The sequence below is a fragment of the Pseudomonas helmanticensis genome, assembly GCF_900182985.1.
GTDB lineage: Bacteria > Pseudomonadota > Gammaproteobacteria > Pseudomonadales > Pseudomonadaceae > Aquipseudomonas > Aquipseudomonas helmanticensis.
Map to the genome: position 1 here is coordinate 40,354 of NZ_FXUY01000002.1, position 25,335 is coordinate 65,688.

Annotated in this window: 25 protein-coding genes and 4 tRNA genes; 16 read left to right on the top strand and 13 right to left on the bottom strand. The window is 59.2% G+C overall.

The annotated features are described in order from the left end of the window. Nucleotides 1–37: 37 nt before the first annotated feature. Nucleotides 38–2,989: a DUF748 domain-containing protein gene (locus QOL84_RS22790; RefSeq protein ID WP_283438702.1), complete on the top strand. Its 2,952-nt coding sequence runs from the start codon at nucleotides 38–40 to the stop codon at nucleotides 2,987–2,989. Continuing rightward, nucleotides 2,989–3,285 carry a DUF2845 domain-containing protein gene (locus QOL84_RS22795; RefSeq protein WP_283438703.1) on the top strand — a complete coding sequence of 99 codons (297 nt, stop codon included), beginning with the start codon at nucleotides 2,989–2,991 and terminating at the stop codon, nucleotides 3,283–3,285. The genes QOL84_RS22790 and QOL84_RS22795 overlap by 1 nt, the downstream gene beginning before the upstream one ends. A gap of 234 nt (nucleotides 3,286–3,519) precedes the next feature. On the opposite strand, the gene QOL84_RS22800 is transcribed toward QOL84_RS22795, so the two are convergent. Both QOL84_RS22800 and QOL84_RS22805 read right to left on the bottom strand, forming a co-directional pair. Next, nucleotides 3,520–3,873 (bottom strand): BON domain-containing protein, encoded by a 354-nt coding sequence (locus QOL84_RS22800; RefSeq protein ID WP_129395552.1) that lies wholly within the window; start codon nucleotides 3,871–3,873, stop codon nucleotides 3,520–3,522. A 299-nt stretch (nucleotides 3,874–4,172) separates the two neighbouring features. Next, nucleotides 4,173–4,595: a pilin gene (locus QOL84_RS22805; protein WP_283438704.1), complete on the bottom strand. Its 423-nt coding sequence runs from the start codon at nucleotides 4,593–4,595 to the stop codon at nucleotides 4,173–4,175. Between the two features lie 226 nt (nucleotides 4,596–4,821). Between QOL84_RS22805 and pilB the strand changes: the two genes are divergently transcribed. Genes pilB through yacG form a run of 5 tightly spaced genes read left to right on the top strand, consistent with a single transcriptional unit; the run spans nucleotide 4,822 to nucleotide 9,433 of the window. Next, the gene (gene pilB / locus QOL84_RS22810) at nucleotides 4,822–6,522 is read left to right on the top strand and encodes a type IV-A pilus assembly ATPase PilB (protein WP_283438705.1); all 1,701 of its coding nucleotides are present in this window, start codon (nucleotides 4,822–4,824) and stop codon (nucleotides 6,520–6,522) included. A gap of 2 nt (nucleotides 6,523–6,524) precedes the next feature. Further along, entirely contained in the window at nucleotides 6,525–7,742 is a 1,218-nt protein-coding gene (locus QOL84_RS22815) for a type II secretion system F family protein (RefSeq protein ID WP_283438706.1), read from the top strand. Nucleotide 7,743: 1 nt separating this feature from the next. Next, on the top strand, nucleotides 7,744–8,616 hold the full coding sequence (locus QOL84_RS22820) for a prepilin peptidase (protein WP_283438707.1): 873 nt from the start codon (nucleotides 7,744–7,746) through the stop codon (nucleotides 8,614–8,616). Next, nucleotides 8,613–9,236 (top strand): dephospho-CoA kinase, encoded by a 624-nt coding sequence (coaE, locus tag QOL84_RS22825; protein ID WP_283438708.1) that lies wholly within the window; start codon nucleotides 8,613–8,615, stop codon nucleotides 9,234–9,236. The genes QOL84_RS22820 and coaE overlap by 4 nt, the downstream gene beginning before the upstream one ends. Beyond that, nucleotides 9,233–9,433, top strand: coding sequence for a DNA gyrase inhibitor YacG (yacG, locus tag QOL84_RS22830; protein ID WP_129395558.1), 201 nt, complete (start codon nucleotides 9,233–9,235; stop codon nucleotides 9,431–9,433). The genes coaE and yacG overlap by 4 nt, the downstream gene beginning before the upstream one ends. 6 nt (nucleotides 9,434–9,439) lie before the next feature. On the opposite strand, the gene QOL84_RS22835 is transcribed toward yacG, so the two are convergent. Both QOL84_RS22835 and QOL84_RS22840 read right to left on the bottom strand, forming a co-directional pair. Beyond that, on the bottom strand, nucleotides 9,440–9,655 hold the full coding sequence (locus QOL84_RS22835; RefSeq protein WP_007909901.1) for a hypothetical protein: 216 nt from the start codon (nucleotides 9,653–9,655) through the stop codon (nucleotides 9,440–9,442). A 65-nt stretch (nucleotides 9,656–9,720) separates the two neighbouring features. Then, nucleotides 9,721–10,410, bottom strand: coding sequence for an energy-coupling factor ABC transporter permease (locus QOL84_RS22840; RefSeq protein WP_283438709.1), 690 nt, complete (start codon nucleotides 10,408–10,410; stop codon nucleotides 9,721–9,723). Between the two features lie 179 nt (nucleotides 10,411–10,589). Here QOL84_RS22840 and QOL84_RS22845 point away from each other — a divergent pair, with 179 nt between their 5' ends. The 5 genes from QOL84_RS22845 to QOL84_RS22865 all read left to right on the top strand — a co-directional run bounded on the left by QOL84_RS22845 (nucleotide 10,590) and on the right by QOL84_RS22865 (nucleotide 14,019). After that, nucleotides 10,590–11,216, top strand: coding sequence for a DUF1780 domain-containing protein (locus QOL84_RS22845; protein WP_064392452.1), 627 nt, complete (start codon nucleotides 10,590–10,592; stop codon nucleotides 11,214–11,216). Further along, nucleotides 11,213–11,740: an MOSC domain-containing protein gene (locus QOL84_RS22850; protein ID WP_129395560.1), complete on the top strand. Its 528-nt coding sequence runs from the start codon at nucleotides 11,213–11,215 to the stop codon at nucleotides 11,738–11,740. Before QOL84_RS22845 ends, QOL84_RS22850 begins: the two co-directional genes overlap by 4 nt. A gap of 51 nt (nucleotides 11,741–11,791) precedes the next feature. Further along, a complete protein-coding gene (locus tag QOL84_RS22855) occupies nucleotides 11,792–11,965 on the top strand; it encodes a DUF3094 family protein (protein ID WP_003228304.1) in 174 nt (57 codons plus the stop codon). 63 nt (nucleotides 11,966–12,028) lie between these two features. Further along, nucleotides 12,029–13,327 (top strand): NAD(P)/FAD-dependent oxidoreductase, encoded by a 1,299-nt coding sequence (locus QOL84_RS22860; RefSeq protein WP_095121769.1) that lies wholly within the window; start codon nucleotides 12,029–12,031, stop codon nucleotides 13,325–13,327. A gap of 284 nt (nucleotides 13,328–13,611) precedes the next feature. Continuing rightward, nucleotides 13,612–14,019, top strand: coding sequence for an HvfA family oxazolone/thioamide-modified RiPP metallophore (locus QOL84_RS22865; RefSeq protein WP_129395561.1), 408 nt, complete (start codon nucleotides 13,612–13,614; stop codon nucleotides 14,017–14,019). 121 nt (nucleotides 14,020–14,140) lie between these two features. Here QOL84_RS22865 and QOL84_RS22870 read toward each other — a convergent pair. The 7 genes from QOL84_RS22870 to rluD form a co-directional block, all read right to left on the bottom strand. Further along, nucleotides 14,141–14,217, bottom strand: a tRNA-Pro gene (locus tag QOL84_RS22870). Between the two features lie 94 nt (nucleotides 14,218–14,311). Then, nucleotides 14,312–14,387 (bottom strand) — tRNA-Lys (locus QOL84_RS22875). Between the two features lie 5 nt (nucleotides 14,388–14,392). Next, a tRNA-Pro gene (locus tag QOL84_RS22880) sits at nucleotides 14,393–14,469 on the bottom strand. A gap of 9 nt (nucleotides 14,470–14,478) precedes the next feature. Next, nucleotides 14,479–14,554 (bottom strand) — tRNA-Asn (locus QOL84_RS22885). A 297-nt stretch (nucleotides 14,555–14,851) separates the two neighbouring features. Further along, entirely contained in the window at nucleotides 14,852–17,416 is a 2,565-nt protein-coding gene (gene clpB, locus QOL84_RS22890; protein ID WP_283438710.1) for an ATP-dependent chaperone ClpB, read from the bottom strand. 129 nt (nucleotides 17,417–17,545) lie between these two features. Beyond that, complete coding sequence (gene pgeF, locus QOL84_RS22895; protein WP_283438711.1) at nucleotides 17,546–18,268, bottom strand: peptidoglycan editing factor PgeF; 723 nt, start codon at nucleotides 18,266–18,268, stop codon at nucleotides 17,546–17,548. After that, on the bottom strand, nucleotides 18,265–19,227 hold the full coding sequence (rluD, locus tag QOL84_RS22900; protein WP_122592797.1) for a 23S rRNA pseudouridine(1911/1915/1917) synthase RluD: 963 nt from the start codon (nucleotides 19,225–19,227) through the stop codon (nucleotides 18,265–18,267). The genes pgeF and rluD overlap by 4 nt, the downstream gene beginning before the upstream one ends. A 151-nt stretch (nucleotides 19,228–19,378) precedes the next feature. Here rluD and QOL84_RS22905 point away from each other — a divergent pair, with 151 nt between their 5' ends. The 4 genes from QOL84_RS22905 to QOL84_RS22920 all read left to right on the top strand — a co-directional run bounded on the left by QOL84_RS22905 (nucleotide 19,379) and on the right by QOL84_RS22920 (nucleotide 23,683). Further along, nucleotides 19,379–20,395, top strand: a complete 1,017-nt coding sequence (locus QOL84_RS22905) for an outer membrane protein assembly factor BamD (RefSeq protein ID WP_283438712.1) — start codon at nucleotides 19,379–19,381, stop codon at nucleotides 20,393–20,395. Nucleotides 20,396–20,521: 126 nt separating this feature from the next. Then, on the top strand, nucleotides 20,522–20,761 hold the full coding sequence (locus QOL84_RS22910) for a PP0621 family protein (protein ID WP_129395565.1): 240 nt from the start codon (nucleotides 20,522–20,524) through the stop codon (nucleotides 20,759–20,761). After that, the gene (locus tag QOL84_RS22915) at nucleotides 20,751–22,340 is read left to right on the top strand and encodes a sensor histidine kinase (protein WP_283439468.1); all 1,590 of its coding nucleotides are present in this window, start codon (nucleotides 20,751–20,753) and stop codon (nucleotides 22,338–22,340) included. The genes QOL84_RS22910 and QOL84_RS22915 overlap by 11 nt, the downstream gene beginning before the upstream one ends. Then, nucleotides 22,337–23,683 (top strand): sigma-54-dependent transcriptional regulator, encoded by a 1,347-nt coding sequence (locus QOL84_RS22920; protein WP_283438713.1) that lies wholly within the window; start codon nucleotides 22,337–22,339, stop codon nucleotides 23,681–23,683. The genes QOL84_RS22915 and QOL84_RS22920 overlap by 4 nt, the downstream gene beginning before the upstream one ends. 89 nt (nucleotides 23,684–23,772) lie before the next feature. Here the strand turns inward: QOL84_RS22920 and thiO are convergent, their stop codons facing one another. Next, nucleotides 23,773–24,873, bottom strand: coding sequence for a glycine oxidase ThiO (gene thiO, locus QOL84_RS22925; RefSeq protein ID WP_283438714.1), 1,101 nt, complete (start codon nucleotides 24,871–24,873; stop codon nucleotides 23,773–23,775). Between the two features lie 57 nt (nucleotides 24,874–24,930). After that, nucleotides 24,931–25,332, bottom strand: a complete 402-nt coding sequence (locus tag QOL84_RS22930; protein ID WP_283438715.1) for a type IV pilin protein — start codon at nucleotides 25,330–25,332, stop codon at nucleotides 24,931–24,933. Between the last annotated feature and the right edge of the window lie 3 nt (nucleotides 25,333–25,335).

Sequence of the window (25,335 nt, forward strand, 5' to 3'; positions counted from 1 at the left end):
TCGCGTGCCATACTCCAAGGCACTCCGATTCAGACAGATGAAGCCGCACATGCCCAAAGGATTGATTCGCGCAATAGGCGCCTTGTTGACTGCTCTGGCCCTTTACAGCCTGCTGGGGTTTCTGATTTTGCCGGGCATTGCCCTGCGCGTGGCCAACCAGCAACTGGCTAACTACGCCACGGTGCCGGCACACATCCAGCGCATCGAGCTCAACCCGTTCAGCCTTGAGGTCACCCTGTGGGGTCTGGTCATTGGTGAGCCGGGCAAGGAGCAGGTCGGTTTCGAACGCCTTTACGCCAACCTGCAAATCGACAGCCTGTGGACAAAAGCGCTACACCTGTCCGACATCGAGCTGGACAAACCGAAGAGCGAAATTCTCTTCGCCAAAGACGGCAAGCTCAACCTGCTCGGCCTGTTCAATGTACCGCCAAGCGAACCGACACCGACCGATCCGAACGCCAAACCCTTCCCGCTGCGCATCGACAACATCAAACTCGCCGGCGGCGTCGTGCACTTCCAGGATGTGCGTCCCAGCGAGCCCATCGAATTCCTCTACGACGACTTGAGCTTCGAGCTGAAAAACCTCAGCACCTTGCCCGAAGACAGCGCCGACATGACTCTGGTCGCCATCGGCCCTGCGGGCGGGCGGATCGACTGGAGCGGTAATTTCAGCCTGATCCCGTTCACCTCCGAAGGCACCCTGAAAGTCACCGACGGCAAGATGAAAGCGTTCTGGCCTTACGTGCGCGACTCCGTGCCGCTGGTGCTCGAAGACGGCGTGATCAGCCTCAGCACTGAATACAAACTCAATCTGTCGAAACAAACCGAACTGCTGCTGAACAACGTCGCGGTGAGCATCGCGCCTTTCGCGATCAAGGCTCCGGACGGGCGCCAGCTGGCGAAACTCGAACGCCTCGACGTCAGCGAAACCAGCGTTGACCTGGCCAAACAGCAGGTAGTGGTCGGCAAGATCCGCAGCCAGAAACTCGAAACCTGGGCCGCGCTGGAAGCCGACGGCCAACTGGACTGGCAAAAACTGTTCGCCAGCCAACCGTCGAAACCCGCCGCCAAAGCTGCTGCCGAACCGGCCAGTACACCGGCCGCCGCAGATTCGCCGAAAGCCGAACCGACAGCGCCGAGCAAACCGTGGCAGGTACTGCTCAAAGACGTGCAGTTGCGCAACTACACCGTCCATTTGGCTGATCGCTCGGCGAATCCGCCGGTGGCGCTGGATATCACGCCGCTGAACGTCGACCTGGAGGGTTTCGACAGCCTCAACGGCTCGCCCTTCAAGCTCAAGCTCGAGAGCGGGCTGGGCAAGCAAGGCAAGATCAGCGCCGACGGCACGGTCAATCTGGCACCGGTCAACGCTCAGCTCAACGTCAAGACCCAGGACATCGACCTGCGTGTCGCGCAGTCCTACATCAATCCGTTCATTCGCCTGGAACTGCGCAGCGGCATGCTCGGCAGTGACCTCAAGGTCAATCTCAAGAGCACCGCACCGTTGGCGCTCAGCGTGACCGGGCGTGCACAGATCGATCAACTGCACACCCTCGACACCCTGAAAACCCGCGACTTCCTCAAGTGGCAGCAAGTGGTGGTCGAAGGCCTGAACTATCAACACGGCGACAGCCTGTCGATCGACAAGGTCAATCTGTTCCAGCCGTATGTGCGCTTCATGATCAACGACGATCGCACCACCAACATCGACGACCTGCTGATCCCGCAGCCCGCCGACGGTGGCGCAAAAACCGCCGCGGCCAAACCAGCCAGCAAAGACAAGCCGCTGGGCATTCACATTGGCGCTATCGCGATCAATGACGGCTCGGCCAACTTCGCCGACTTCAGCCTGACACCGAACTTCGCCACTGCCGTGCAGCAACTCAACGGTCAGATCGGCACCATCGACAGCCGTCAGGCGAAACCGGCCAGCGTCGACATCAAAGGCAAGGTCGACCGTTATGCGCCAGTGACCATCAAGGGCGCGGTCAATCCGTTCGACCCGATGGCCAGCCTCGACATCGCCACCAGTTTCAAACGCGTCGAGCTGACCACCCTGACCCCCTACTCCGGCAAGTTCGCCGGTTACCGGATCCGCAAGGGCCGGCTCAATCTCGACCTGCATTACCTGATCACCAAGGGCCAGCTCAAGGCCGAGAACAAAGTGGTGGTCGAGCAACTGCAACTCGGCGAAAAAGTCGACAGCCCGGACGCCGTCAGCCTGCCGCTGAAACTGGCGATCGCCTTGCTCAAGGACGTCGACGGCAAGATCTCCATCGAATTGCCCGTCACCGGCGACTTGAACAATCCGCAGTTTAGCGTGATGCCGATTGTCTGGCAGACCCTGCGCAACCTCATTGTCAAAGCCGCTGCAGCACCCTTCAAGATGATTGGCGGGCTGATCAGTGGCGGCGGCTCGGAAGACCTTGGCACCGTGTCGTTTGCGCCCGGCTCCAGTGACCTGAGCAAAGATGCTGAAGCGGCGCTGGTGAAACTCTCCCAAGCGCTGAAGGAGCGTCCGGCCCTGCGCCTGGAAATCGAAGGCACAGCCGCCAAAAGCAGTGACGGACCGTTGCTCGCCGAGCAACGCCTGGAACGTGAATACCAGTACAACTACTACAAGATGCTCCAGCGCCGTGGCGACAAGGTGCCGGCTCAAGCGTCCTTGCTGCAAGTGCCGGACGGCGAGAAAGGTCCGCTGCTCGAAGGCATTTATCGCACCCGTCTGAAAACCCAGCCACCGGCCGAATGGAAGGATCTGGGCAAGGAAGAACGTACGGCAAAAATGCGTGAAGGCATCATCCAGTTCTGGAGCAGCAGTGATGTACTGCTGCGTCAGCTCGGTCAGGACCGCGCCAGCAGCATCAAGGATTATCTGGTCGACAAGGGCCAACTCGCGGATGACCGGGTGTATTTCATCGACGCCAATCTTGGTGAAGCCGAAAGCGATGGCCGGGTGGTGACGCAAATGCATCTGGATGCCGAATGATGAACAGCAAATGGATCGCTGCGCTGGCCCTGACGCTCGCGGCCGGTCACGCATCGGCGTCCGATACCCTGCGCTGTGGCAGTCAGTTGGTCAGCCTCGGCGACCGTTCCAGCGAAGTCCTGCAGAAGTGCGGCGAACCGGTGGGGCGTGATGTATTGGGCTACAAGCGCAGCGCCAATCGCCGCGAGGAGTTTCAGGTCGAGGAATGGACGTACGGGCCTAACAACGGCATGTACCAATACCTGCGCTTTGAAGGCAATCGACTGCGGCAGATCAACAGCAAACGCGGTAACTGAAAGAGCAAAAGATCGCAGCCTGCGGCAGCTCCTACATTGGAATGCGTTTCCCTGTAGGAGCTGCCGCAGGCTGCGATCTTTTGCTTCTAGGAAATAGAACAAGCCCCGACACAAGTGGCGGGGCCTGTAATGGCTACATCCGTGTAACCGTTCGCATGAACTCTAAAGTTGCGGCAGACGTATGGCTCGGCCCGTCTGTCGCGCCCTCTCCCGGTCCAGGCGAGAAGTCATGCCTTACTCGGCTTTCAGGCCGTCAGCGGAGACCGCTTTGACGCCTTTGATTTTCTTGGTGATGTTCACTGCGGTGGTTTTCTGAGCTTCGGTGATCGCTACAGTCGACGACAGCGACACAACGCCTTTGTTGGTTTCTACTTTGATGTCGGTGCCTGGAATGCCTTTTTCGGTCACCAGGTCGCTTTTGACTTTGGTAGTGATCCAGGTATCGGAAGTACTTTCTTTAGCCTTGGTCATTTCACCGGCGGCCAGGGTCATAGGAGCCTGGGTAGCCTGGGTGGTTTGTGCGAAAGCGCCGGTCATGGTCAGGGTCAGCGCGGTAGCAGCAGCGGCAGTGATAGCGAACTTCTTCATACGAGTAACTCCTGTTTTTCTGGAAAGTCTGCTGTGTGTCTTGTCAGCAGGGTTACGGTAGATATTGCGAACGCTGTGCCAACTTTTTCAAAGAGATAAAATCGTTATAAATCAAATAGTTACTAATAACGCAAATTTTCGGATTCATGCAATTTGCATGACTGCGGATTAAATCGCATGCAAGTTGCGGTTTTTTGGAAAGTTCCTAACACGCTGAAATTATTGAAGCTTTTGTGAAGTGCCGGGCAATGAAAAATGCCCCGCAGTGCGGGGCATTTGGTTCAGCTCCAAAACGCGGATCATGTACCGCTGGCGGTGCAGCCTTTTGGCGAATAATCCGGGGATACCGTAGTACCGCAAGACCAGCCGTTGGCAGCGGTACGGGTCAGCGTAATGGTTTTGCCCAGCACAGGGGCCGGAGCATTGGCGATCGTGCAAACAATTGTGCCCGCGCCATCGGCAGCAGTGCCCGAAGCGGTCAGCGCGCAGTTGGATGTGGTGGTGCCGGCATCCCCTTTGACCAGAGCGAGCGTCGGGTTGGTACCTTGATTGATGGTGTCTTCGAACGGCACTTTCAGTGCGCTAATTTCCGCCAGGCCCGCCGTTACCTTGGATCGCGCCTGATATTTGGAGTACTGCGGCAAGGCGATGGTCGCCAGAATGCCGATGATCGCCACAACGATCAGCAGCTCGATCAGAGTAAAACCTTGTTGTTTTTTCATAGACACGCTCCATGCATGAGTCGAAATCTCATGATCTGAACAAGGATCAGCACAGCCCATGCCAACGCCGTCCAGGCCCCGTGCATTGGCCGGGAAGCGCAAGCAACGCCGTTTCCTACAACCTGCAACCGCACTATCTGACACTTTTTGTCACCTGCACCTGACGTGTTTGGCGCTGTCACTTGACTAGGCTATAAGTCATGAACTGCTAGCGTGCGGAATCCCCATGAATGACATCGCTCTGAGCGGTCTGGCCAAGCAATTGGTGCAGGCCGAACTGCTTACGGAAAAAAGCGCCCAGCAGGCCTGGCAGCAGGCCCAGCGCAATCGGCTGTCGCTGGTCAGTTATCTGGTGCAGAACAAACTGGTGAAGAGCTCGCAGGTGGCGGAAATCGCCTCGGAGCATTTCGGTATGGCGTTCCTTGATCTCAATTGCCTGGACAAGGAAACCCAGCCCAAGGGACTGGTCAGCGAAAAACTCGTGCGCCAGCATCACGCCCTGCCCTTGTGGCGGCGCGGAAACAAGCTGTTCGTGGGCATTTCCGACCCGAGCAACCATCAGGCGATCAACGACATCCAGTTCAGCACCGGGCTGAGTACCGAAGCCATTCTGGTCGAGGACGACAAACTCACCGAAGCCATCGAAAAATTCTTCGACACCCACGCCAGTGGCCTCGAAGACATGGCCGATGTCGATCTCGACGGCCTTGATGTCGAAGCCATCGACGACAGCAAGCAGGACGCCATTGCCGGACTCGACGCCGACGATGCGCCGGTGGTGCGTTTCGTCCACAAGATGCTGCTCGACGCGATCAAGAGCGGCTCGTCCGACCTGCACTTCGAACCTTACGAGAAGAACTATCGAGTGCGCGTGCGCACCGACGGCATGCTGCGCGAAGTGGCCAAGCCACCGATCCAGTTGGCCGGGCGCATTGCCGCGCGCCTGAAAGTCATGGCCAGCCTCGATATCTCGGAACGGCGCAAACCGCAGGACGGGCGGATCAAGATGCGCCTGTCGAAGAGCAAGTCGATCGATTTCCGGGTCAACACGCTGCCGACCCTGTGGGGCGAAAAAGTCGTGATCCGGATTCTCGACCCGTCCAGCGCGCAGATCGGCATAGATGCCCTCGGCTATGAACCGGCGCAGAAAGACCTGTACATGGCTGCACTCAAGCAACCGCAAGGGATGATCCTGGTCACCGGCCCGACCGGCTCGGGCAAGACCGTGTCGCTGTACACCGGCCTGAATATCCTCAACACCGTCGACATCAATATTTCCACCGCCGAAGACCCGGTGGAGATCAACATGGAAGGCATCAACCAGGTCAACGTCAATCCCAAGCAGGGGCTGGACTTTGCCCAGGCCCTGCGCTCGTTTCTGCGACAGGACCCGGACGTGATCATGGTCGGCGAGATACGTGACCTGGAAACCGCCGAGATCGCCATCAAGGCGGCACAGACCGGTCACTTGGTACTGTCGACCCTGCACACCAACAGCGCCGCGGAAACCCTGACCCGTTTGCACAATATGGGCATCCCCGGTTTCAACATCGCCACGTCGGTCAGCCTGATCATCGCCCAGCGTCTGGCGCGCAAGTTATGCAGCCACTGCAAGAAAGCCATCGAGATCCCTCGCGAAACCCTGCTCAAGGAAGGTTTCCCCGAGGAACGCATCGGCCATTTCACGATCTACGAGCCGCTCGGTTGCGATCACTGCAACGGCGGATACAAGGGTCGCGTGGGGATTTATGAAGTGGTGAAAAACACACCGGAGCTGCAACGACTGATCATGGCCGAAGGCAACTCGCTGGAAATCGACAGCCAGATGCGCCGCGACGGCTTCGACGACCTGCGCACCTCAGGGCTGCACAAGGCCATGCAAGGCATCACCAGCCTTGAAGAAATCAACCGGGTCACCAAGGACTGAACATGGCGGTCAAGGCAGCGAAAATCAGCATCTATGCCTGGGAAGGCACGGACCGCAAAGGCAGCAAGGTCACCGGGGAACTGAGCGGGCAAAACCCCGCACTGATCAAGGCGCAGCTGCGCAAACAGGGGATCAACCCTGGCAAGGTGCGCAAGAAGTCCGCCTCTTTGCTGAGTTTCGGCAAACGCATCAAGGCGCAGGACATCGCCCTGTTCACCCGCCAGATGGCGACCATGATGAAGGCCGGCGTGCCGCTGTTGCAGTCGTTCGACATCATTGGCGAAGGCTTCGAAAACCCGGCCATGCGCAAACTGGTGGACGACGTGAAACAGGAAGTCGCGGCCGGTAACAGCTTCGCCACGGCCCTGCGCAAGAAGCCGCAATATTTCGACGAGTTGTATTGCAACCTGGTCGATGCCGGCGAGCAGTCCGGCGCCCTCGACACGCTGCTCGAGCGGGTCGCGACCTATAAGGAGAAAAGCGAACGCCTGAAGGCCAAGATCAAGAAAGCCATGACCTACCCGACGGCGGTGTTATTGGTCGCGGCCGTGGTGACCGGGATTCTGCTGGTAAAAGTGGTGCCGCAATTCCAGTCGGTATTTTCCGGTTTCGGCGCCGAGCTGCCCGCCTTCACCCTGATGGTCATCAGCCTGTCGGCGTTCATGCAGCAATGGTGGTGGGCGATCCTCGGCGTATTGGTGGTGGCGATTTTCGGCACCCGTCATGCGCTGAAAACATCTCAGGCCTTGCGCGACCGCAAAGACACCTGGCTGCTGAAACTGCCTCTGGTCGGCACGCTGCTGTACAAGTCCGCCGTCGCCCGCTTCGCCCGCACCCTGTCGACAACGTTCGCCGCCGGTGTGCCGCTGGTCGAGGCGCTCGACTCGGTTGCGGGTGCCACCGGCAACGTGGTGTTCAAACGCGCGGTGCTGCGGATTCGTCAGGACGTCTCGACCGGTATGCAGCTGAATTTTTCCATGCGCTCCACCGGGGTCTTTCCCAATATGGCCGTGCAGATGACCGCGATCGGCGAAGAGTCCGGTGCGCTGGACGAGATGCTCGACAAGGTCGCCGGGTTTTACGAAGAGGAAGTGGATAACATGGTCGACAACCTCACCAGCCTCATGGAGCCATTCATCATGGTGGTGCTGGGGGTGATCGTCGGCGGGCTGGTCGTGGCCATGTACTTGCCGATCTTCCAACTCGGCTCAGCGATCTGACATGCCTATCGACGAACTGTTTGCCCTGTATCCGCTGGCCTTTGTTTGCACCGCGTTGCTGCTCGGCCTGGTGGTCGGCAGCTTCCTCAACGTGTTGATCTGGCGTCTGCCGAAAATGCTCGAGCGCGATTGGCGTCAGCAGGCCCACGACGTATTGGGCTTGCCTGCCGAACCACCGCTGCCCACCTACAACCTGATGCTGCCGCACTCCGAATGTCCGCATTGCGCGCATCGAATTCGCGCGTGGGAAAACATTCCGCTGCTCAGTTATCTGGCGCTGCGCGGACGTTGCTCAGCCTGCGCGGCAGCGATCAGCAAACGTTATCCACTGACCGAACTGGCCTGCGGCTTGCTCTCGGCATTCATCGCCTGGCATTTCGGTTTTGGCTGGCCGGCCGCTCTGCTGATCTTCCTCAGCTGGGGGTTGCTGGCGATGAGCTTGATCGACATCGAGCATCAACTGCTGCCTGATGTGCTGGTGCTGCCGTTGCTGTGGCTGGGTCTGATCGTCAACAGTTTCGGGCTGTTCGTGCCGCTGCATGACGCGTTGTGGGGCACCGTCGCCGGTTACATGGCGCTGTGGTCGGTGTTCTGGCTGTTCAAGTTGCTGACCGGCAAGGACGGCATGGGCCATGGCGATTTCAAGCTGCTGGCGTTGTTCGGCGCCTGGGGCGGTTGGCAGATTCTGCCGCTGACGATTCTGCTGTCGTCGTTGGTGGGCGCGGTGATCGGGGTGATTCTGTTGCGTTTGCGCGCGCAGGAAACCTCCACGCCAATCCCTTTCGGCCCCTATCTGGCAATTGCCGGCTGGATTGCCATGCTCTGGGGTGGTCAAATAACCGACTTCTATTGGCAGTTTGTCGGTTTGAAATGAATACCCTTGTGGAAAAACCCTGGATTCTCGGCCTGACCGGCGGCATTGGCAGCGGCAAAAGCGCGGCGGCCCAGCACTTCATCGACCTTGGCATCCATGTTGTGGATGCCGATCATGCGGCGCGCTGGGTGGTCGAACCGGGACGTCCGGCGCTGGCGAAGATTGCCGAACATTTCGGCCCCGGCGTGTTACAAGCTGACGGCACACTCGACCGTGCGGCCTTGCGCAAACTGATCTTCGAGATTGCAGAGGAGCGCCGCTGGCTCGAAGCCCTGTTGCATCCGTTGATCGCAGAAGAGATCGCCCATCATCTGGCGCTGGCAAAATCGCCTTACGCGATTCTGGTTTCGCCGCTGTTGATCGAGTCCGGGCAATACGCGATGACCCAGCGCATCCTGGTCATCGATGCCCCGCAACAACTGCAGATCGAACGCACCTTGCAGCGTGACCAGACCAGCGAGCAGCAGGTTCAGGCAATCCTCAAGGCGCAATCAAGCCGTGAAGACCGTGTGAGCCGTGCCGACGATGTGGTGGTCAACGACCGCGACCTCGCTTGGCTGCAGAGCGAAGTCGAGCGTCTGCATCAGTTTTACCTGACTTTATCCGGAGGCCAAGCATGAGCCAGATCCCCACCGTTGAATGCCCAACCTGCGGCGCCCCCGTGGAATTCACGCCTGAAAGCGAATTTCGTCCATTCTGCTCCGCGCGCTGCAAACTGATCGACCTCGGCGCCTGGGCCTCTGAAGAACACAAGATTCCAGTCGCACCGGATGCCGAGGACGAAATGTTTTCCGGGGACTTCGACCCGCGTCACTGATCCCGTTCAGGGGCGCATAAAGCCGTAGTCCTGATCGTCGTCGAGGTTTTCCGCGAGAAAGCGCAATTCGTCGGCCAGGTCTTCGGCGTTGCGCACGGCCTTGCTTTGTTGCACCACCGCACTGAGCAAAGCGCGCAAACTCAAGCCGGGGTCAAACCCCACCTCCTGCGCCATGTCCAGACTTTGCCGGGTTTCCTGCCTCGCCCACTCGTAAACACTCATGCCGCTGCTCCTGAAGGGATTTGCGCGAGCATGAAATTTCCCGTGGATGGCCGGTTTGATGTGGATCAAGACTTCCGATCGTCGTCCTTCCACGGCGCCGAAAGGTAGCGGGTGCGGTTGAAGGTCTCCAGCCATTCCGGGCAGAACACCACCAGGGCGCTGATGACCATGCCGTTGATGAACGCCTCGGGGAAAATGATCAGCCACAGGTAACCGATGAAGTCTTCGAGCCATTCCGGCATGGCGAAGAGACCGTCGTACCAGAGCAGCGTCAGGCTCAGCAGCAGGCAAAACAACGCCGACAGCGCGGCAGCCAGAAACCCCGAACAGAAAATATAAACGAAGGGATTACGCGGCTGCGCACGTTCGACCAGAATCGCCACGCACTCGGTGATCAGCACGGGCAGCAAAATAAACAATGAGCCGTTGACCCCCATCGCCGCGAGATCCTGGCGCCCGAGCAACACCAGACCGATTTGCGCCACCAGCCCGCCAACAATCGCCAAGGGCCAGTCCAGCAGCAAGGTCACCGCCGTCATACCGATAAAGTGATACGACACGCCGGTGTCGAAATCCCTGCGCACCAGCCACAGCAGAAACAACGCGAACACCGTGCCGAACAGCAGGTGTTGACGACGACTGTCACTGAACAATTCGAGCCACGGCACCCTCAAGACCGCCCAGAGCAGCGCCGGCAAGTAAATCAGCCAACCGAATGTCAGACTTGCCGTCGAAAGCAGTTCAGCCCCAATCATGACTCCCTCACCCTCCATCGACATTACCCTATAGGAGCTGCCGCAGGCTGCGATCTTTTGATCTTGTTCTTTTTACAGTCAAAAGATCGCAGCCTTCGGCAGCTCCTACAAGGCCGAGGTGAACGGGCGGTGCAAGCAAAGCTTTCAGCTTGTCGCATTTGGACGCTAAGCTTGGGCTTATGGATGACTCAGATTATTTACGCCTGCTGACCATCGCGGCCGAGCAGGCCAACGCGTTCCTGTCCAATGCCCGCAAATGGGAGCGTGAGCGTTGGGTTTGCCAGCGCCTGCTGCAAGGCTTGAATATTCCCTACCGCGTCGACGAATTCGCGCCGGCCGGTGAACCGCCGGACGTGCTGTTTCGCGAAGCCAATTTCGAAGTGTTCTTCGTCCTCGACGAGGGGCGTCGGCTCAATGACGAATGGCGCGATGAGTTGCAGCGCCGCCGCAGCGCGTTTTCTCTCAGCCAACTGGTTCGCCGCGAAGCCAAGCCCAAGCGCATCCCGGCCAATGAATTCCTCATGCGACTGGCACCGACCTTGCGCAAAAAAGCCCACAACTACAAAGAGCGCGGCATGGATCTCGGTGAACTGGACATCATCGCCTTCGCCAGCCTCAAGCGCGAAGTGCTCGACTTGAACAGCCACTTCCCGCCGCCCACCGAGTATCTGCGTCAGGGCTGGCGCTCGTTGTCGCTCGTCGGCCCGACCTTCGCCCGCGTGCTGTTCGCTCACCCGGACGCGCCGGACTTTCTGCGCAGCAACCTTGGCCGCAGCATCGTCTTCGATGTCGGGATCAGCCTGTGACACCACTTCAGCAATTGATCGCGGATGTGCCGCAGACCGGATGTGTACGCTGGATCGGCGTGCGCCCCGAATCCCGTGGGCCGATGATCGAACTGGATGCGGTGGAAGCGCGGCTGGAAGCAGGGCTGACCGGCGACCACGCCCGCCCCGGTGTGCGTAATGCGCGTCAAGTGACGCTGATCCAGTTCGAACACTTGGCGGTGATCAACGCATTGATGGGCCGCCCTGACGATCAACCGGTGAAACCTGAAGATCTGCGGCGCAATCTCGTTATCAGCGGTATCAATCTGTTTAGTCTGAAAGGTCGGCGCTTTCGCATCGGTCAGGCAATATTCGAAACCACGGGCTGGTGTCAGCCTTGCGCACGCCTGCAGAACAACCTTGGCCCCGGCACCTTTCAGGCCGTGCGCGGGCATGGCGGAATTACTGCGCGAGTGTTACAAAGCGGGATCATTCGCCTCGAAGACAGGGTGAGCGTCGAGCCGGTTCCGGACAGCGGCTATGCTCCGTTCAACCCCGGATAAAAACCGCTGTAGCTTGCGCCCATTCAGCAACGTCTACCTGACGAGGCAATTATGACCAGCCGCCTGAACCCCGAAGACCAGAAACATGTCGAAGAGTACCTGCAACTGTCCCAACATCGAGTCGAGCGCCGGCCTTTCCGGCCGTGGATGCTCCTCGTGCTGGTGCTGGCAGTGACCATTGGTCTGGGCCTGTTGAGCCGATTAATCAGTTACCTGACGCTGTGAGCTGCTTGGCGCTCGCTTGGGTAACCGCACCGATTTCCTTTAAAAACCTTGCGAGTTATCCCTATGTCCCATCGTATTGTTATTGTCGGCGGCGGCGCCGGCGGTCTGGAGTTGGCTACCCGTCTGGGTAAGACTCTGGGCAAGCGCGGCACGGCCAGTGTGATGCTGGTCGACGCCAACCTGACGCACATCTGGAAGCCTTTACTGCACGAAGTGGCCGCCGGATCGCTGAACTCCTCCGAAGACGAACTCAACTATGTTGCCCAGGCGAAATGGAACCACTTCGAGTTCCAGCTGGGGCGCATGAGCGGGCTTGATCGTGCGCAGAAGAAAATCCAGCTAGCGGCGACCTACGACGAAAACGGCGTCGAGCTCGTCCCGGCGCGTGAAGTGCAATACGACTCGCTGGTGATCAGCGTCGGCAGCACCACCAACGATTTCGGCACTCAGGGTGCGGCGCAACACTGCCTGTTCCTCGATACCCGCAAACAGGCCGAGCGCTTCCACCAGCAACTGCTTAATCACTATCTGCGTGCACATGCCGGCCAGACCGACGTGATCGAGCAGATCAGCGTGGCCATCGTCGGCGCGGGCGCCACAGGCGTCGAGTTGGCGGCAGAACTGCACAACGCGGCGCATGAACTGGCCGCTTATGGCCTGGACCGGATCAAACCGGAAAACATGCACATCACCTTGATCGAAGCCGGCCCACGGGTGTTGCCAGCCCTGCCCGAGCGCATCAGCGGGCCAGTGCACAAGACCCTGGAGAAACTCGGGGTCAATGTCATGACCAACGCATCGGTCAGCGAAGTGACCGCAGACAGTTTGATCACTGCCGACGGCAACGAGATCAAGGCCAGCCTGAAAGTCTGGGCTGCCGGTATCCGTGCGCCGGGTTTCCTCAAGGACATCGATGGCCTGGAAACCAATCGCATCAATCAACTGCAAGTGCTGCCGACCCTGCAAACCACCCGTGACGAAAACATCTTCGCTTTCGGCGACTGCGCAGCCTGCCCACAACCGGGCACCGATCGCAACGTGCCACCGCGTGCACAAGCAGCGCACCAACAGGCCTCCTTGCTGGCCAAATCGCTGAAATTGCGCATCGAAGGCAAGACCCTGCCGGAATACAAGTACACCGATTACGGCTCGCTGATCTCGCTGTCGCGTTTCTCGGCTGTGGGTAACTTGATGGGCAACCTGACCGGCAGCGTGATGCTCGAAGGCTGGCTGGCACGGATGTTTTACGTGTCGCTGTACCGCATGCACCAGATGGCGCTGTACGGGCCGTTCCGCACGGCAATGCTGATGCTGGGCAGCAAGATTGGTCGCGGCACCGAGCCACGCCTGAAGCTGCATTGATATAAGACCTGTAGGAGTGAGCCTGCTCGCGATAGCGGTGTGTCAGTCGACATCATTGTTGAATGACACACCGCTATCGCGAGCAGGCTCACTCCTACATTTGATTTGTGATTCTGTCTCGTAATGTATCTGCGTCGGTAATATCTAACCTGCGCTTACAAACTCCCCCGCTGCGCGACACAGTCGCGATACACCGCCACCGCCTAATGGTCACACCCGAGCAACACCTGCTCAGGCAATCGTCCTTAACGTGTGGTTGCGCAGCGCAGCCCAGGAGAATGTATATGTCCCGTACTTCGACTCTCGGTAAAAAATCCATTGGCCTGATCGGCGCCGCGCTGGCTGGCGGTCTGATGCTGTCCGGCTCGGTATTCGCCGCGCAACCATTGGCCCAGGGTTACATGGTCGCTTCTGCAGAAACCTCGGTAAAAACCCCTGAAGGCAAATGTGGCGAAGGCAAGTGTGGCGATGCGTCGATGGCCAGGACTGACAGCGATGGCGACGGCAAGGTATCCCGGGCGGAGTTTCTGAAAGTGGCGCCGAAGTCCGACTTCGACAAGATCGACACCAACCATGACGGTTTTATCGATGAGCAGGAGGCCTACAACAATGTGAAGGCCAACTTCGAAGCCAATGGCAAGAAAATGCCCAAGGGGCTGTTCGAACATCTGAAAGATCAAGACGGCGCCTGATTGCCAGGAAAAACCAGGCCGCGCGCTCTTCCGGGAGACGCGGCTTTTTTGCGTCTGCTGTCCGCCAGTAAACGTCGGGCAAAAAAAATCCCCGTATCTTTCGATACGAGGATTTTTAATATGGTCGGGGTAAGGGGATTCGAACTCCTGACATCCTGCTCCCAAAGCAGGCGCGCTACCGGACTGCGCTATACCCCGGTAAAAAAAAGGCGACCTTTCAGTCGCCTTCTTCGATCAGGGCTTTTGGCCTCTGATCTTAAGATTCGATTCCAGCGTTAACTGGTTTCAAAAATGGTGGGTCGTGTGGGATTCGAACCTACGACCAATTGGTTAAAAGCCAACTGCTCTACCAACTGAGCTAACGACCCAAAAATGGTCGGGGTAAGGGGATTCGAACTCCTGACATCCTGCTCCCAAAGCAGGCGCGCTACCGGACTGCGCTATACCCCGGCTTGAAATTGGCTCCGTGACCAGGACTCGAACCTGGGACCCAATGATTAACAGTCATTTGCTCTACCGACTGAGCTATCACGGAACTACATATTTCAATTTACAACGGTGAAACTTACTGCTTCCAGTCACTCGCTCGCATCGCTGCGTTCGTGTGTCTGAGGCGCGCTATTCTACAACCTAGAACACCTCTGTCAACCCCCTAAATTGCTTTCAAGTTAATGATTTGCAACTTATTTCAGATTTCAACTCAGTGAGCTGAGACCGTCTTGGCGACTGACTGCGGGGCGCACTTTACAAGCCTTTTCCTTTGAGTTCAACAGCCTAACGAAAAAAAAGGCCCCACAAGGTGGGGCCTGCCAATTTTCATTGGTGTTCGGACTTAGTTGAAAACGATTTCGTCGTTCTCAACCGCGCCGGTTGCCGTGTCGCCAGGCATGAAATGACCCGAGAGGATCAATTGCGCCAGCGGGTTTTCGATCCAGCGCTGGATCGCCCGTTTCAAAGGACGTGCGCCATACACCGGGTCGTAGCCGACAGCGATCAGCTTGTCCATCGCTTCCGGGCTCAGTTCCAGCTTCAGCTCGCGCTCGGCCAGACGGCTGCGCAGACGGCCCAACTGGATCTCGGTAATGCCCGCGATCTGATCCCGCGCCAGAGGCTCGAAAATCACCACTTCGTCGACCCGGTTGATGAACTCCGGGCGGAAGTGCGACGTCAGCGCATCCATCACCGCAGCACGCTGCGCTTCACGATCACCGACCAGTTCCTGAATCTGCACAGAGCCGAGGTTCGAGGTCATGACAATTACCGTATTGCGGAAGTCCACCGTGCGGCCATGGCTGTCGGTCAGGCGACCATCTTCAAGCACTTGCAGCAGGATGTTGAACACATCCGGGTGCGCCTTCTCGACCTCGTCCAGCAGGATCACCGAGTAAGGCTTGCGACGCACCGCCTCGGTCAGGTAACCGCCCTCTTCGTAGCCGACGTATCCCGGTGGCGCACCGATCAGGCGAGCCACGGAATGTTTCTCCATGAACTCGGACATGTCGATCCGCACCATCGCCTCTTCCGTATCAAAGAGGAATTCGGCGAGCGCCTTGCACAGTTCGGTTTTACCGACACCGGTCGGGCCGAGGAACATGAACGAGCCGCTCGGACGATTCGGGTCGGACAGCCCGGCGCGCGAACGCCGTACTGCGTTAGACACGGCAACTACGGCTTCTTCCTGACCGATCACCCGTTTGTGCAACAAGCTTTCCATCTTCATCAGTTTGTCGCGCTCGCCTTCGAGCATTTTCGACACCGGAATGCCGGTCCACTTCGACACGACTTCGGCGATCTCTTCTTCAGTCACCTTGCTGCGCAGCAACTGGTTCTCGCTTTTGCCGTGCTGATCGACCATTTGCAGGCTGCGCTCCAGATCCGGGATCACCCCGTACTGCAACTCGGCCATGCGGTTCAGGTCGCCTTTGCGGCGCGCCGCTTCCAGTTCCTGACGCGACTGTTCGATCTTCTGCTGAATCTGTGCAGAACCCTGCACCTCGGCTTTCTCCGAGTTCCAGATTTCTTCCAGATCGGAATACTCGCGCTCCAGACGGACGATTTCTTCCTGGAGTTTCTCCAGACGTTTCATCGCCGCTTCGTCGCTTTCTTTCTTCAGCGCCTGGGATTCCACCTTCAACTGAATCAGCCGACGCTCAAGACGATCGAGCACTTCCGGCTTCGAATCGATTTCCATGCGGATGCGGCTGGCGGCCTCGTCGATCAGGTCGATGGCCTTGTCCGGCAACTGCCGGTCAGTGATGTAGCGATGGCTGAGCTTGGCCGCGGCGATGATCGCGCCGTCGGTGATCGCCACCTTGTGGTGAACCTCGTAACGCTCTTTAAGGCCGCGCAGGATCGCGATGGTGTCTTCTTCGCTCGGCTCATCCACCAATACTTTCTGGAAGCGTCGTTCGAGCGCCGCGTCCTTCTCTATGTATTGGCGATACTCGTTGAGCGTGGTCGCGCCGACGCAGTGCAACTCGCCGCGCGCCAGTGCAGGCTTGAGCATGTTGCCGGCGTCCATCGAGCCTTCGCCCTTACCGGCGCCGACCATGGTGTGCAGCTCGTCGATGAACAGAATGATCTGCCCTTCCTGCTTCGACAGCTCGTTGAGCAGTGATTTCAGGCGCTCTTCGAACTCACCACGATACTTGGCACCGGCGATCAGCGCGCCCATGTCCAGCGACAGCAGACGTTTGCCTTTAAGGCCGTCCGGCACTTCGCCGTTGATGATGCGCTGCGCCAGACCTTCGGCGATCGCGGTTTTACCCACGCCAGGCTCACCGATCAGCACCGGGTTGTTCTTGGTGCGGCGTTGCAGAACCTGAATGGTGCGACGAATTTCGTCATCACGGCCGATCACTGGGTCGAGCTTGCCGTCTTCGGCGCGCTTGGTCAGGTCGACAGTGTATTTATCCAGCGCCTGACGCGACTCTTCGTGGTTGGCGTCATTCACTGCCTCGCCGCCCCGCAGGTTATTGATCGCGTTTTCCAGGGCTTTCTTGCTCACGCCCTGGCCGAGCAGCAACTTGCCAAGCTTGCTGTTCTCGTCCATTGCCGCGAGCAGCACCAGTTCGCTGGAGATGAACTGATCACCTTTCTGCTGAGCCAGACGGTCGGCCTGATTGAGCAGGCGCGCCAAATCCTGCGACATGTTGACGTCGCCGGTCGGGTTCTGGATTTTCGGTAATTGGTCGAGCTCTTTGGTCAGCTCTTTACGCAAGCTGTTGACGTCGAAGCCGACCTGCATCAGCAGAGGTTTGATCGAACCACCCTGCTGTTCAAGCATGGCTTGCATCAAGTGCGCCGGCTCAATCGCCGGATGATCGTGGCCGACTGCCAACGACTGGGCGTCGGACAAGGCCAACTGTAATTTGCTGGTTAAACGGTCTATTCGCATAAGTCACCTTCCTTTTGAGCAGGCCGGACCTAAAAACCATCCTGAATAAAGAAACCTGCCAGATACCACTGTAGATGCGGTCGATTCTGGGAGATTCAAGCGTCAAAGAGTTGATGCAGATCAGAGAGTTTAGCGGGTGAGCCAAACGAGGGAGGCGAAGCGACCGGTGCGCGACGCACGACGGTAGGAGAAGAAGCGCGGATCGGTCACGGTGCAGAAACCGCCGCCGTAAACCGCTGTAACTCCTCGGGCGGCCAGACGTAGGCGCGCCAGTAAATAGATATCCGCCATGAACTTGCCGGCATTGTCGCCCGGTACGAACGCTTCTGCTGCTTCAGGCAGTTGATTGATGAAGACTTCCCGCACTTCCGGGCCGACTTCAAAGGCTTTCGGGCCAATCGCCGGACCGAGCCAGACAAGAACGTCCTTGGCCGGAACATCGAGGCTATCGAGCGTCGCTTCAAGTACACCCGCCGCCAGACCACGCCAACCGGCATGGGCCGCCGCCACGCGAGTGCCAGCGCGATCGCAAAACAACGCTGGCAAGCAATCAGCCGTCATCGCCGCACAGGCGATACCGGGTGTTGCTGTCCAACTGGCATCTGCGGTCGCAACAATGCCCGGATCAGCATGCGCCACGGCAATCCCGTGCACTTGCTGCAACCAGGCAGGCTGTATAGAGAAGTGATCGGTCAGGCGCCGACGGTTCTCGGCAACAGCCTCAGGACGATCATCGACATGATCGCCCAGATTGAGGCTGTCGAACGGCGCCTCGCTGACACCACCCTCGCGAGTGGTAACGCAGGCTTTGACGCTGGCCGGCGCGGGCCAGTCCGGCGTCAGCCAGTTCATCCGATGAATGCCTCGCGATCCTGCTTGAGCAGGGTCAGCAACCAGACGAAATCTTCTGGCAGCGGCGATTCCCAGCTCATGCGCACACCGGTCGTCGGATGATCCAGCTCAAGGAAACGCGCGTGCAGGGCCTGACGCGGGAAATGCTTGAGCGATTCAACCATCGTCGGGTTAGCGGCTGGCGGAATGCGGAAACGACCGCCGTACGCCGGGTCGCCGACCAACGGGAAGTTGATGTGCGACATGTGCACACGGATCTGGTGGGTACGACCGGTTTCCAGCTTCACCCGTACGTGGGTGTGCGAGCGGAAACGCTCCAGCACGCGGTAGTGGCTGACGGCAGGCTTGCCGCCTTCCATCACTGCCATGCGCTGGCGCTGCTGGCCGTGACGACCGATCGGGGCGTTGATCTTGCCACCGGCGGTGACCACGCCGATCACGATGCACTCGTAGATCCGGCTGACGCTGCGACTCTGCAATTGAGTAACAAGCTTGGTCTGGGCCTGAATGGTCTTGGCCACCACCATCAGACCGGTGGTGTCCTTGTCCAGACGATGCACGATACCGGCGCGCGGGACATTGATGATGTCCGGCACGTGGTGCAGCAAGGCATTGAGCAAGGTGCCATCGGCATGACCGGCAGCCGGGTGCACCACCAGGCCCGCAGGCTTGTTGATCACCAGGATGTCGTCGTCTTCATAGACGATGTCGAGCTCGATGTCCTGGGCGATCCACTCGCCCTGGGCTTCCTGCTCGGCAGTCAGCTCAAGGATGGCACCGCCATGCACGATGTCGCGAGGGCGGATGACCGCCCCGTCCACAGTCAGGCGACCTTCTTTGATCCAGGCGGAAAGGCGCGAGCGAGAGTGCTCAGCGAAGAGTTGGGCAGCGACTTGATCGAGGCGTTGGCCGCCCAATTCGGACGGCACCTCTGCGCGAAGTTCAATTTTATCGGACATGCTCTGACTGTGCGTCGGCACAGCTTTTGGTTTCGGCTGCGCGCTTGTGGTTAAATACGGCGTCTTTTGCCCCGAGGCTTTTCAACGGGGCGCTCATCATAACAGGACGGCCCCGCCCAAGACAGCGGCCGTCATAGGGACGCAAGCCGCCATGCAAGTGAAACACCTGCTGCTGATCGCCATCCTCGCATTGACCGCTGCTTGCTCATCGAAGGAAGTCGTAGACGAAAACCTCAGCGAAGCCGAGCTGTATCAGCAGGCTCAGACTGACCTGGACAACAACAGCTACACCAGCGCCACAGCCAAGCTGAAGGCTCTGGAGTCGCGCTATCCGTTCGGTCGCTACGCCGATCAGGCACAGCTGGAGCTGATCTACGCCAACTACAAGAACGCCGAGCCGGAAGCTGCAAAGTCCGCTGCCGAGCGTTTCATTCGTTTGCATCCGCAGCATCCGAACGTGGATTACGCGTACTACTTGAAAGGTCTGACTTCTTTCGACCAGGACGTCGGCCTGTTGGCGCGCTTCCTGCCGCTGGACATGACCAAGCGTGACCCGGGCGCTGCCCGCGACTCGTACAACGAGTTCGCCCAGCTGACCAGCCGCTACCCGAACAGCCGCTACGCGCCGGACGCCAAGCAGCGCATGATTTATCTGCGCAACCTGCTGGCAGCCTACGAAATCCACGTGGCCGACTACTACCTGACCCGTCAGGCGTATGTAGCCGCTGCCAACCGTGGCCGGTACGTCGTGGAAAACTTCCAGGAAACCCCATCGGTCGGCGACGGCCTGGCGGTGATGACCGAGGCTTACCAGCGTCTGCACCTGGACGAACTGGCCAACACCAGCCTGGAAACCCTGAAGCTGAACTACCCGAACCACCCGAGCCTGCAAGACGGCCAGTTCGTGCCACGGGTTGCTGAAGCCGATAACCGTTCGTTCCTGAGCAAGGCAACACTCGGTCTGATCGAGTCGCGTCCGCCGCTGCCGCCGGGCGAAACCCGCGCCAACCAGGACGTGCAGAAACAGTACCAGGACGCGAAAGACGCGATCCCGAACGATCTGAAGCCTAAAGACGAAAACGGCGACGTGATCGAAGAACCAGAGCCTGAGTCGAGCAACACCGACCGCTCGTGGTTCAGCTACATGACCTTCGGCGTGTTCGACTGATCACACCGGATGGACAAGAAAGGGAGATCTGCGGATCTCCCTTTTTTATTGCCGCGCGTTAATAGGCTGTGCGCTTGTCGGGAGCTTGGCTAAACTGCCGGATCATCAGTCGAAAAGCCGCTCATCATGCTTCGTTTATTGTTCTGGATTGTCCTGATTTTTGCTGCGGTATGGCTGTGGCGAAAATTCAAGGCACCCGCTGCCAATCAGTCCGATCGCGCCCCCCGCGAGCAGGACGCCCCACCCATGGTCCGTTGCGCCCATTGCGGCGTGCACTTGCCGCGTGATCGCGCATTGAGCGTGCAACAACAGTGGTATTGCAGCCAGGCACACCTTGAGCAAGGCCCGGGTGCCAGTGATCGCTGAGGCCGCCAACGCCGACAGCAAACAGGCTCAGCGCCTGCTGCGCCTTTATCATCTCTACCGTTTAAGCGTCGGCATCACTTTGGTGCTGCTGATCTCCAGCAACATGGACAACCGCCTGCTGACGTCGGCCAACGACGATCTGCTGCGCGGCGGCAGCTGGTTATATCTGGTCATCAACATTTTGCTGGTGGTGTTTCTCGAGAACACCCGGCGACCGGCGCAACTGTTCAGCCTGGCCCTCGTCGATGTGCTGTTGCTGTGCGGCCTGTTCTATGCGGCGGGCGGCGTGGCCAGCGCCCTCGGCAATCTGCTGATTGTCTCGGTGGCGATCAGCAACACCCTGCTGCGCCGACGCATCGGCCTGCTGATCGCCGCCATCGGCGCTCTCGGCATCGTCGGCCTGAGTTTCCTGCTCAGTTTCAGCCATCCCCTGAGCGCCAACGAATACCTGCAAGCCGGCACGCTCGGCGCACTGTGCTTTGCCGCATCGCTGCTGGTGCAAGGGCTGATCCGCCGTCTTGAAGTCAGCGAAACACTGGCCGAGCAACGGGCCAGCGAGGTGGTCGGCCTGGAGGCGTTGAACGCACTGATTCTGCAGCGCATGCGCACCGGGATTCTCGTGCTCGACGAGGAACGTCGTGTGCAACTGGCCAACCAGAGTGCGCAGAACCTGCTCGCGCGCTCACACCTGCAAGGCCATCTGATCGACGCCTACTCGCCCGCACTGGTCGAACGCCTGCAACTGTGGATGAACAATCCGAGCCTGCGCCCGCAAAGCCTGAAGATTCCCGGCAATGGCCTTGAATTGCAGCCGAGCTTCATTGCTCTCGAACAAAGCCCGAATCAGCAAACCCTGGTATTTCTCGAAGACCTGGCGCAAATATCCCAGCAGGCCCAGCAACTGAAACTTGCCGCACTCGGGCGCCTGACCGCCGGCATCTCTCACGAAATTCGCAATCCACTCGGCGCCATCAGTCATGCCGCACAGCTATTGGGCGAATCCGAGGAACTCGACAGCGCCGATCGGCGTCTGACGCAGATCATTCAAGATCACTCCCAGCGCATGAACCGAGTCATCGAAAACGTCCTGCAACTTTCACGACGCCAGCAAAGTGCCCCGCAACGGCTGGATCTCAAGCCGTGGCTGGAAAACTTCGTCGCCGAGAGCCGCGAACAGGCCAGCGAGCGCCAGCACATTCATCTGCGGATCAACTCGGGTGACTTCGCCACACTGATGGATCCCAATCAGCTCACGCAAATTCTCGACAATCTGTTACGCAACGGCTGGCGCCACAGCGCGTTACTGCACGATCAGGCCGAGGTCTGGCTGGCATTGTTCGTCGACCCGGACAGCCAATTGGCGGTGCTTGAGGTGCAGGACAACGGCCCCGGCGTGCCAGTCGACGAACAGACGCATCTGTTCGAACCGTTCTTTACCACCAGCAGCCAGGGCACCGGCCTTGGGCTTTATCTGTCCCGTGAGCTGTGCGAAAGCAACCAAGCGCGCCTAGACTTCAAACCACGCCAAGGCGGCGGCTGCTTTCGCATCACCTTTGCTCACGGACGGAAACAAAGTTGACTAACAGCCCACGGCAAAAAATCCTCATCGTCGACGACGAGCCCGACATCCGCGAACTCCTGGAAATCACCCTGGGACGGATGAAGCTCGACACCTACAGCGCGCGTAATCTCGGCGAAGCCCAAGCGTTGTTGCACCGCGAGCGCTTTGACCTATGCCTGACCGACATGCGTCTACCCGACGGCACGGGGCTGGATCTGGTGCTGCACATCCAGCAGCGTTATCCACAACTGCCCGTGGCGATGATCACCGCCTATGGCAGCCTGGAAACCGCAATCAACGCACTGAAGGCCGGCGCCTTTGACTTTCTGACTAAACCGGTTGACCTCACCCGCCTGCGTGAACTGGTTGGCACGGCCCTGCGCATGCCGGCCGCGAGCGCTGCGAGCACTTCAATCGATCGACGCCTGCTCGGTGATTCGTTACCGATGCGCGACCTGCGCAAGCAGATCGACAAGCTCGCCCGCAGCCAGGCGCCGGTGTACATCAGTGGTGAATCCGGCAGCGGCAAGGAGCGGGTCGCGCGCCTGATTCATGAGCAAGGGCCGCGCGCCAGCCAGCCGTTCGTACCGGTGAACTGCGGGGCGATTCCGTCCGAGCTGATGGAAAGCGAATTCTTTGGCCATCGCAAAGGCAGTTTCACCGGCGCCGTCGAGGACAAGCCGGGGCTGTTCCAGGCGGCGAACGGCGGCACCTTGTTTCTCGACGAAGTGGCGGACTTGCCGCTGTCGATGCAGGTAAAACTGCTGCGGGCGATTCAGGAAAAAGCCGTGCGCAGCGTCGGTGGTCAGCAGGAAACCGTGGTCGATGTGCGCATTCTCTGCGCCACCCACAAGGATCTTGATGCCGAGGTGGCTGCCGAGCGTTTCCGCCAGGACCTTTATTACCGGCTCAACGTCATCGAACTGCGCGTGCCATCACTGCGCGAGCGGCGTGACGACATTGAAGTGCTCGCGGCGCACATGCTCAAGCGTTTGGCCAAAGACACCGGCCAACCGGTGGCGCGGTTGCATCCGCAGGCGCTGGAAGCACTGAAGAGCTACCGTTTTCCGGGCAATGTGCGGGAGCTGGAGAACGTGCTCGAACGCGCGCACACCTTGTGTGAGAACCGCGTGATCGAGTCTGCAGACTTGCGCTTGAGCGAAGGCAATTGCGCGGCTGAAGGAGGGATTGCCGACCTGACACAGATCGACAATCTGGAAGATTATCTGGAGAACGTCGAGCGCAAACTGATCTTGCAGGCGCTGGAGGAAACGCGCTGGAATCGTACGGCGGCGGCGCAGCGCTTGAGCCTGTCGTTTCGGTCGATGCGCTATCGGCTGAAGAAACTGGGCCTGGATTAGATCGCCAAAGATCGCAGCCTGCGGCAGCTCCTACATTGGAATACGTTCCCTGTAGGAGCTGCCGCAGGCTGCGATCTTTTGATTTTGCTTCAGATCCGACCAGCCGGTGCATACGGCGCCGGATCAATAATCGGCGCACGTCCGAGCATCACATCGGCAAACAACTGGCACGACGCCGGCGCCAGCACCAGCCCATTGCGGTAATGCCCGCAGTTCAGCCACAACCCCTCAAACCCCGGCACCCGGCCAATGTACGGAATCCCTTCCGGCGACCCCGGACGCAATCCCGCCCAGTGGCCCACCACCTCGGCATGCGCCAGCGCCGGCAGCAACTCCACTGCCGAAGCCTTGAGGCTTTCCAGCGCCACATCGGTCGGCGTCTTGTCGTAGCCTTCGTGCTCCAGCGTGCTGCCAATCAGGATATGGCCGTCGCGACGCGGAATCGCATAACGACCTTTGGCCAATACCATGCTCGGCAAAAAGTCCGCTGCACATTTGTAGAGAATCATCTGGCCTTTGACCGGTTCGACCGGCAACGTCAGGCTCAGGGTCTTGAGCAGGTCGCCGCTCCACGCACCCGCCGTCAGCACGATCTGATCGCCGTTGATCACGCCTTGAGACGTCTCGACGCCGACAATCCGCTCGTCCTCGCGAACAAATCCGCTGACTTCGCACTGTTCGTGAATCGTCACGTTCGGCAGTGCCTGCAACGCCGCTTTCAGCGATTTCACCAGACGCGGATTGCGCACGTTGGCCACATCAGCCATGTAGATCGCCCGTGAAAATCCACCACCTAGCACCGGCACCGCATCGTGCGCCGCCGAGATATCCACAGCCCGCAGCGGACGGCCTTCGCGCTCAGCCCAGGCCAACGCTTCGGCTTCATCATCCAGATCCAGCCAATACAGGCCAGTGGTGTGCACTTCAGGATCGACGCCGGTATCGGCGAACAGACGCTCGCCGAGCTGTGGATAAAAATCCTGCGACCAGTGCGCCAGTGCGGTGACCGCCGGGCTATAGCGCCACGGATACAACGGCGAAACGATACCGCCGCCCGCCCAGGAGGATTCCTGGCCGAGGTTCGCGCGATCCAGCAGCACCACGCTGCGCACTTCGGAGGCGAGGTTGTAAGCGGTCAGCAGGCCAATCACCCCGCCACCGACAATCACCACTTGCTGTTGCCTGGTCATGTTTGATCCAACCGTAAAAAAGACAGTGGGCGCAAAAGGCGCCCGAAGATATGCGCCTCAGCGGCCCCAGCAATCCTTGGTGGCAAGCCCGGTGGTCGCGTTGTTCATGCTCCTGACACCGGTATTGGTCAGGGTGAAATCCCCGCACTTGTCGGTGGCCATGGACGTACCCGCCTTGCGGGTGGCGGTCAGCAGGAAGGTCTGATCAGCGATGGTCGGAGTAATGGTGTAGAAATCATTGCCCGTACTCAGACCGGTGACGCCGGTGTAGACACTGTTCTTGGTATAGAAACGTTCAAGGGTCTGCGCCTGCTCGGACAGCAGCGACACCACTTCGGCACGGCGGCCCTTTTTCAGGTATTCGGTAAAGCTCGGGGCGGCGATGGTCATGACAATGCCGATGATCGCAATCACGATCATGATTTCGATCAGGGTAAAACCGCGGTTGCTTCTACGCATGCC

Excerpts from the sequence above, each read along its gene's own strand:
- yacG (WP_129395558.1), top strand. The coding sequence starts at position 9,233 with ATGAGCCAGATCCCCACCGTTGAATGCCCAACCTGCGGCGCCCCCGTG.
- QOL84_RS22910 (WP_129395565.1), top strand. The coding sequence starts at position 20,522 with ATGCTTCGTTTATTGTTCTGGATTGTCCTGATTTTTGCTGCGGTATGG.
- QOL84_RS22835 (WP_007909901.1), bottom strand. The coding sequence starts at position 9,655 with ATGAGTGTTTACGAGTGGGCGAGGCAGGAAACCCGGCAAAGTCTGGAC.
- pgeF (WP_283438711.1), bottom strand. The coding sequence starts at position 18,268 with ATGAACTGGCTGACGCCGGACTGGCCCGCGCCGGCCAGCGTCAAAGCC.
- QOL84_RS22860 (WP_095121769.1), top strand. The coding sequence starts at position 12,029 with ATGTCCCATCGTATTGTTATTGTCGGCGGCGGCGCCGGCGGTCTGGAG.
- QOL84_RS22815 (WP_283438706.1), top strand. The coding sequence starts at position 6,525 with ATGGCGGTCAAGGCAGCGAAAATCAGCATCTATGCCTGGGAAGGCACG.
- QOL84_RS22790 (WP_283438702.1), top strand. The coding sequence starts at position 38 with ATGAAGCCGCACATGCCCAAAGGATTGATTCGCGCAATAGGCGCCTTG.
- QOL84_RS22795 (WP_283438703.1), top strand. The coding sequence starts at position 2,989 with ATGAACAGCAAATGGATCGCTGCGCTGGCCCTGACGCTCGCGGCCGGT.
- QOL84_RS22905 (WP_283438712.1), top strand. The coding sequence starts at position 19,379 with ATGCAAGTGAAACACCTGCTGCTGATCGCCATCCTCGCATTGACCGCT.
- QOL84_RS22930 (WP_283438715.1), bottom strand. The coding sequence starts at position 25,332 with ATGCGTAGAAGCAACCGCGGTTTTACCCTGATCGAAATCATGATCGTG.
- QOL84_RS22855 (WP_003228304.1), top strand. The coding sequence starts at position 11,792 with ATGACCAGCCGCCTGAACCCCGAAGACCAGAAACATGTCGAAGAGTAC.
- QOL84_RS22805 (WP_283438704.1), bottom strand. The coding sequence starts at position 4,595 with ATGAAAAAACAACAAGGTTTTACTCTGATCGAGCTGCTGATCGTTGTG.
- QOL84_RS22845 (WP_064392452.1), top strand. The coding sequence starts at position 10,590 with ATGGATGACTCAGATTATTTACGCCTGCTGACCATCGCGGCCGAGCAG.
- QOL84_RS22820 (WP_283438707.1), top strand. The coding sequence starts at position 7,744 with ATGCCTATCGACGAACTGTTTGCCCTGTATCCGCTGGCCTTTGTTTGC.
- QOL84_RS22840 (WP_283438709.1), bottom strand. The coding sequence starts at position 10,410 with ATGATTGGGGCTGAACTGCTTTCGACGGCAAGTCTGACATTCGGTTGG.
- thiO (WP_283438714.1), bottom strand. The coding sequence starts at position 24,873 with ATGACCAGGCAACAGCAAGTGGTGATTGTCGGTGGCGGGGTGATTGGC.
- pilB (WP_283438705.1), top strand. The coding sequence starts at position 4,822 with ATGAATGACATCGCTCTGAGCGGTCTGGCCAAGCAATTGGTGCAGGCC.
- clpB (WP_283438710.1), bottom strand. The coding sequence starts at position 17,416 with ATGCGAATAGACCGTTTAACCAGCAAATTACAGTTGGCCTTGTCCGAC.
- coaE (WP_283438708.1), top strand. The coding sequence starts at position 8,613 with ATGAATACCCTTGTGGAAAAACCCTGGATTCTCGGCCTGACCGGCGGC.
- rluD (WP_122592797.1), bottom strand. The coding sequence starts at position 19,227 with ATGTCCGATAAAATTGAACTTCGCGCAGAGGTGCCGTCCGAATTGGGC.
- QOL84_RS22865 (WP_129395561.1), top strand. The coding sequence starts at position 13,612 with ATGTCCCGTACTTCGACTCTCGGTAAAAAATCCATTGGCCTGATCGGC.
- QOL84_RS22800 (WP_129395552.1), bottom strand. The coding sequence starts at position 3,873 with ATGAAGAAGTTCGCTATCACTGCCGCTGCTGCTACCGCGCTGACCCTG.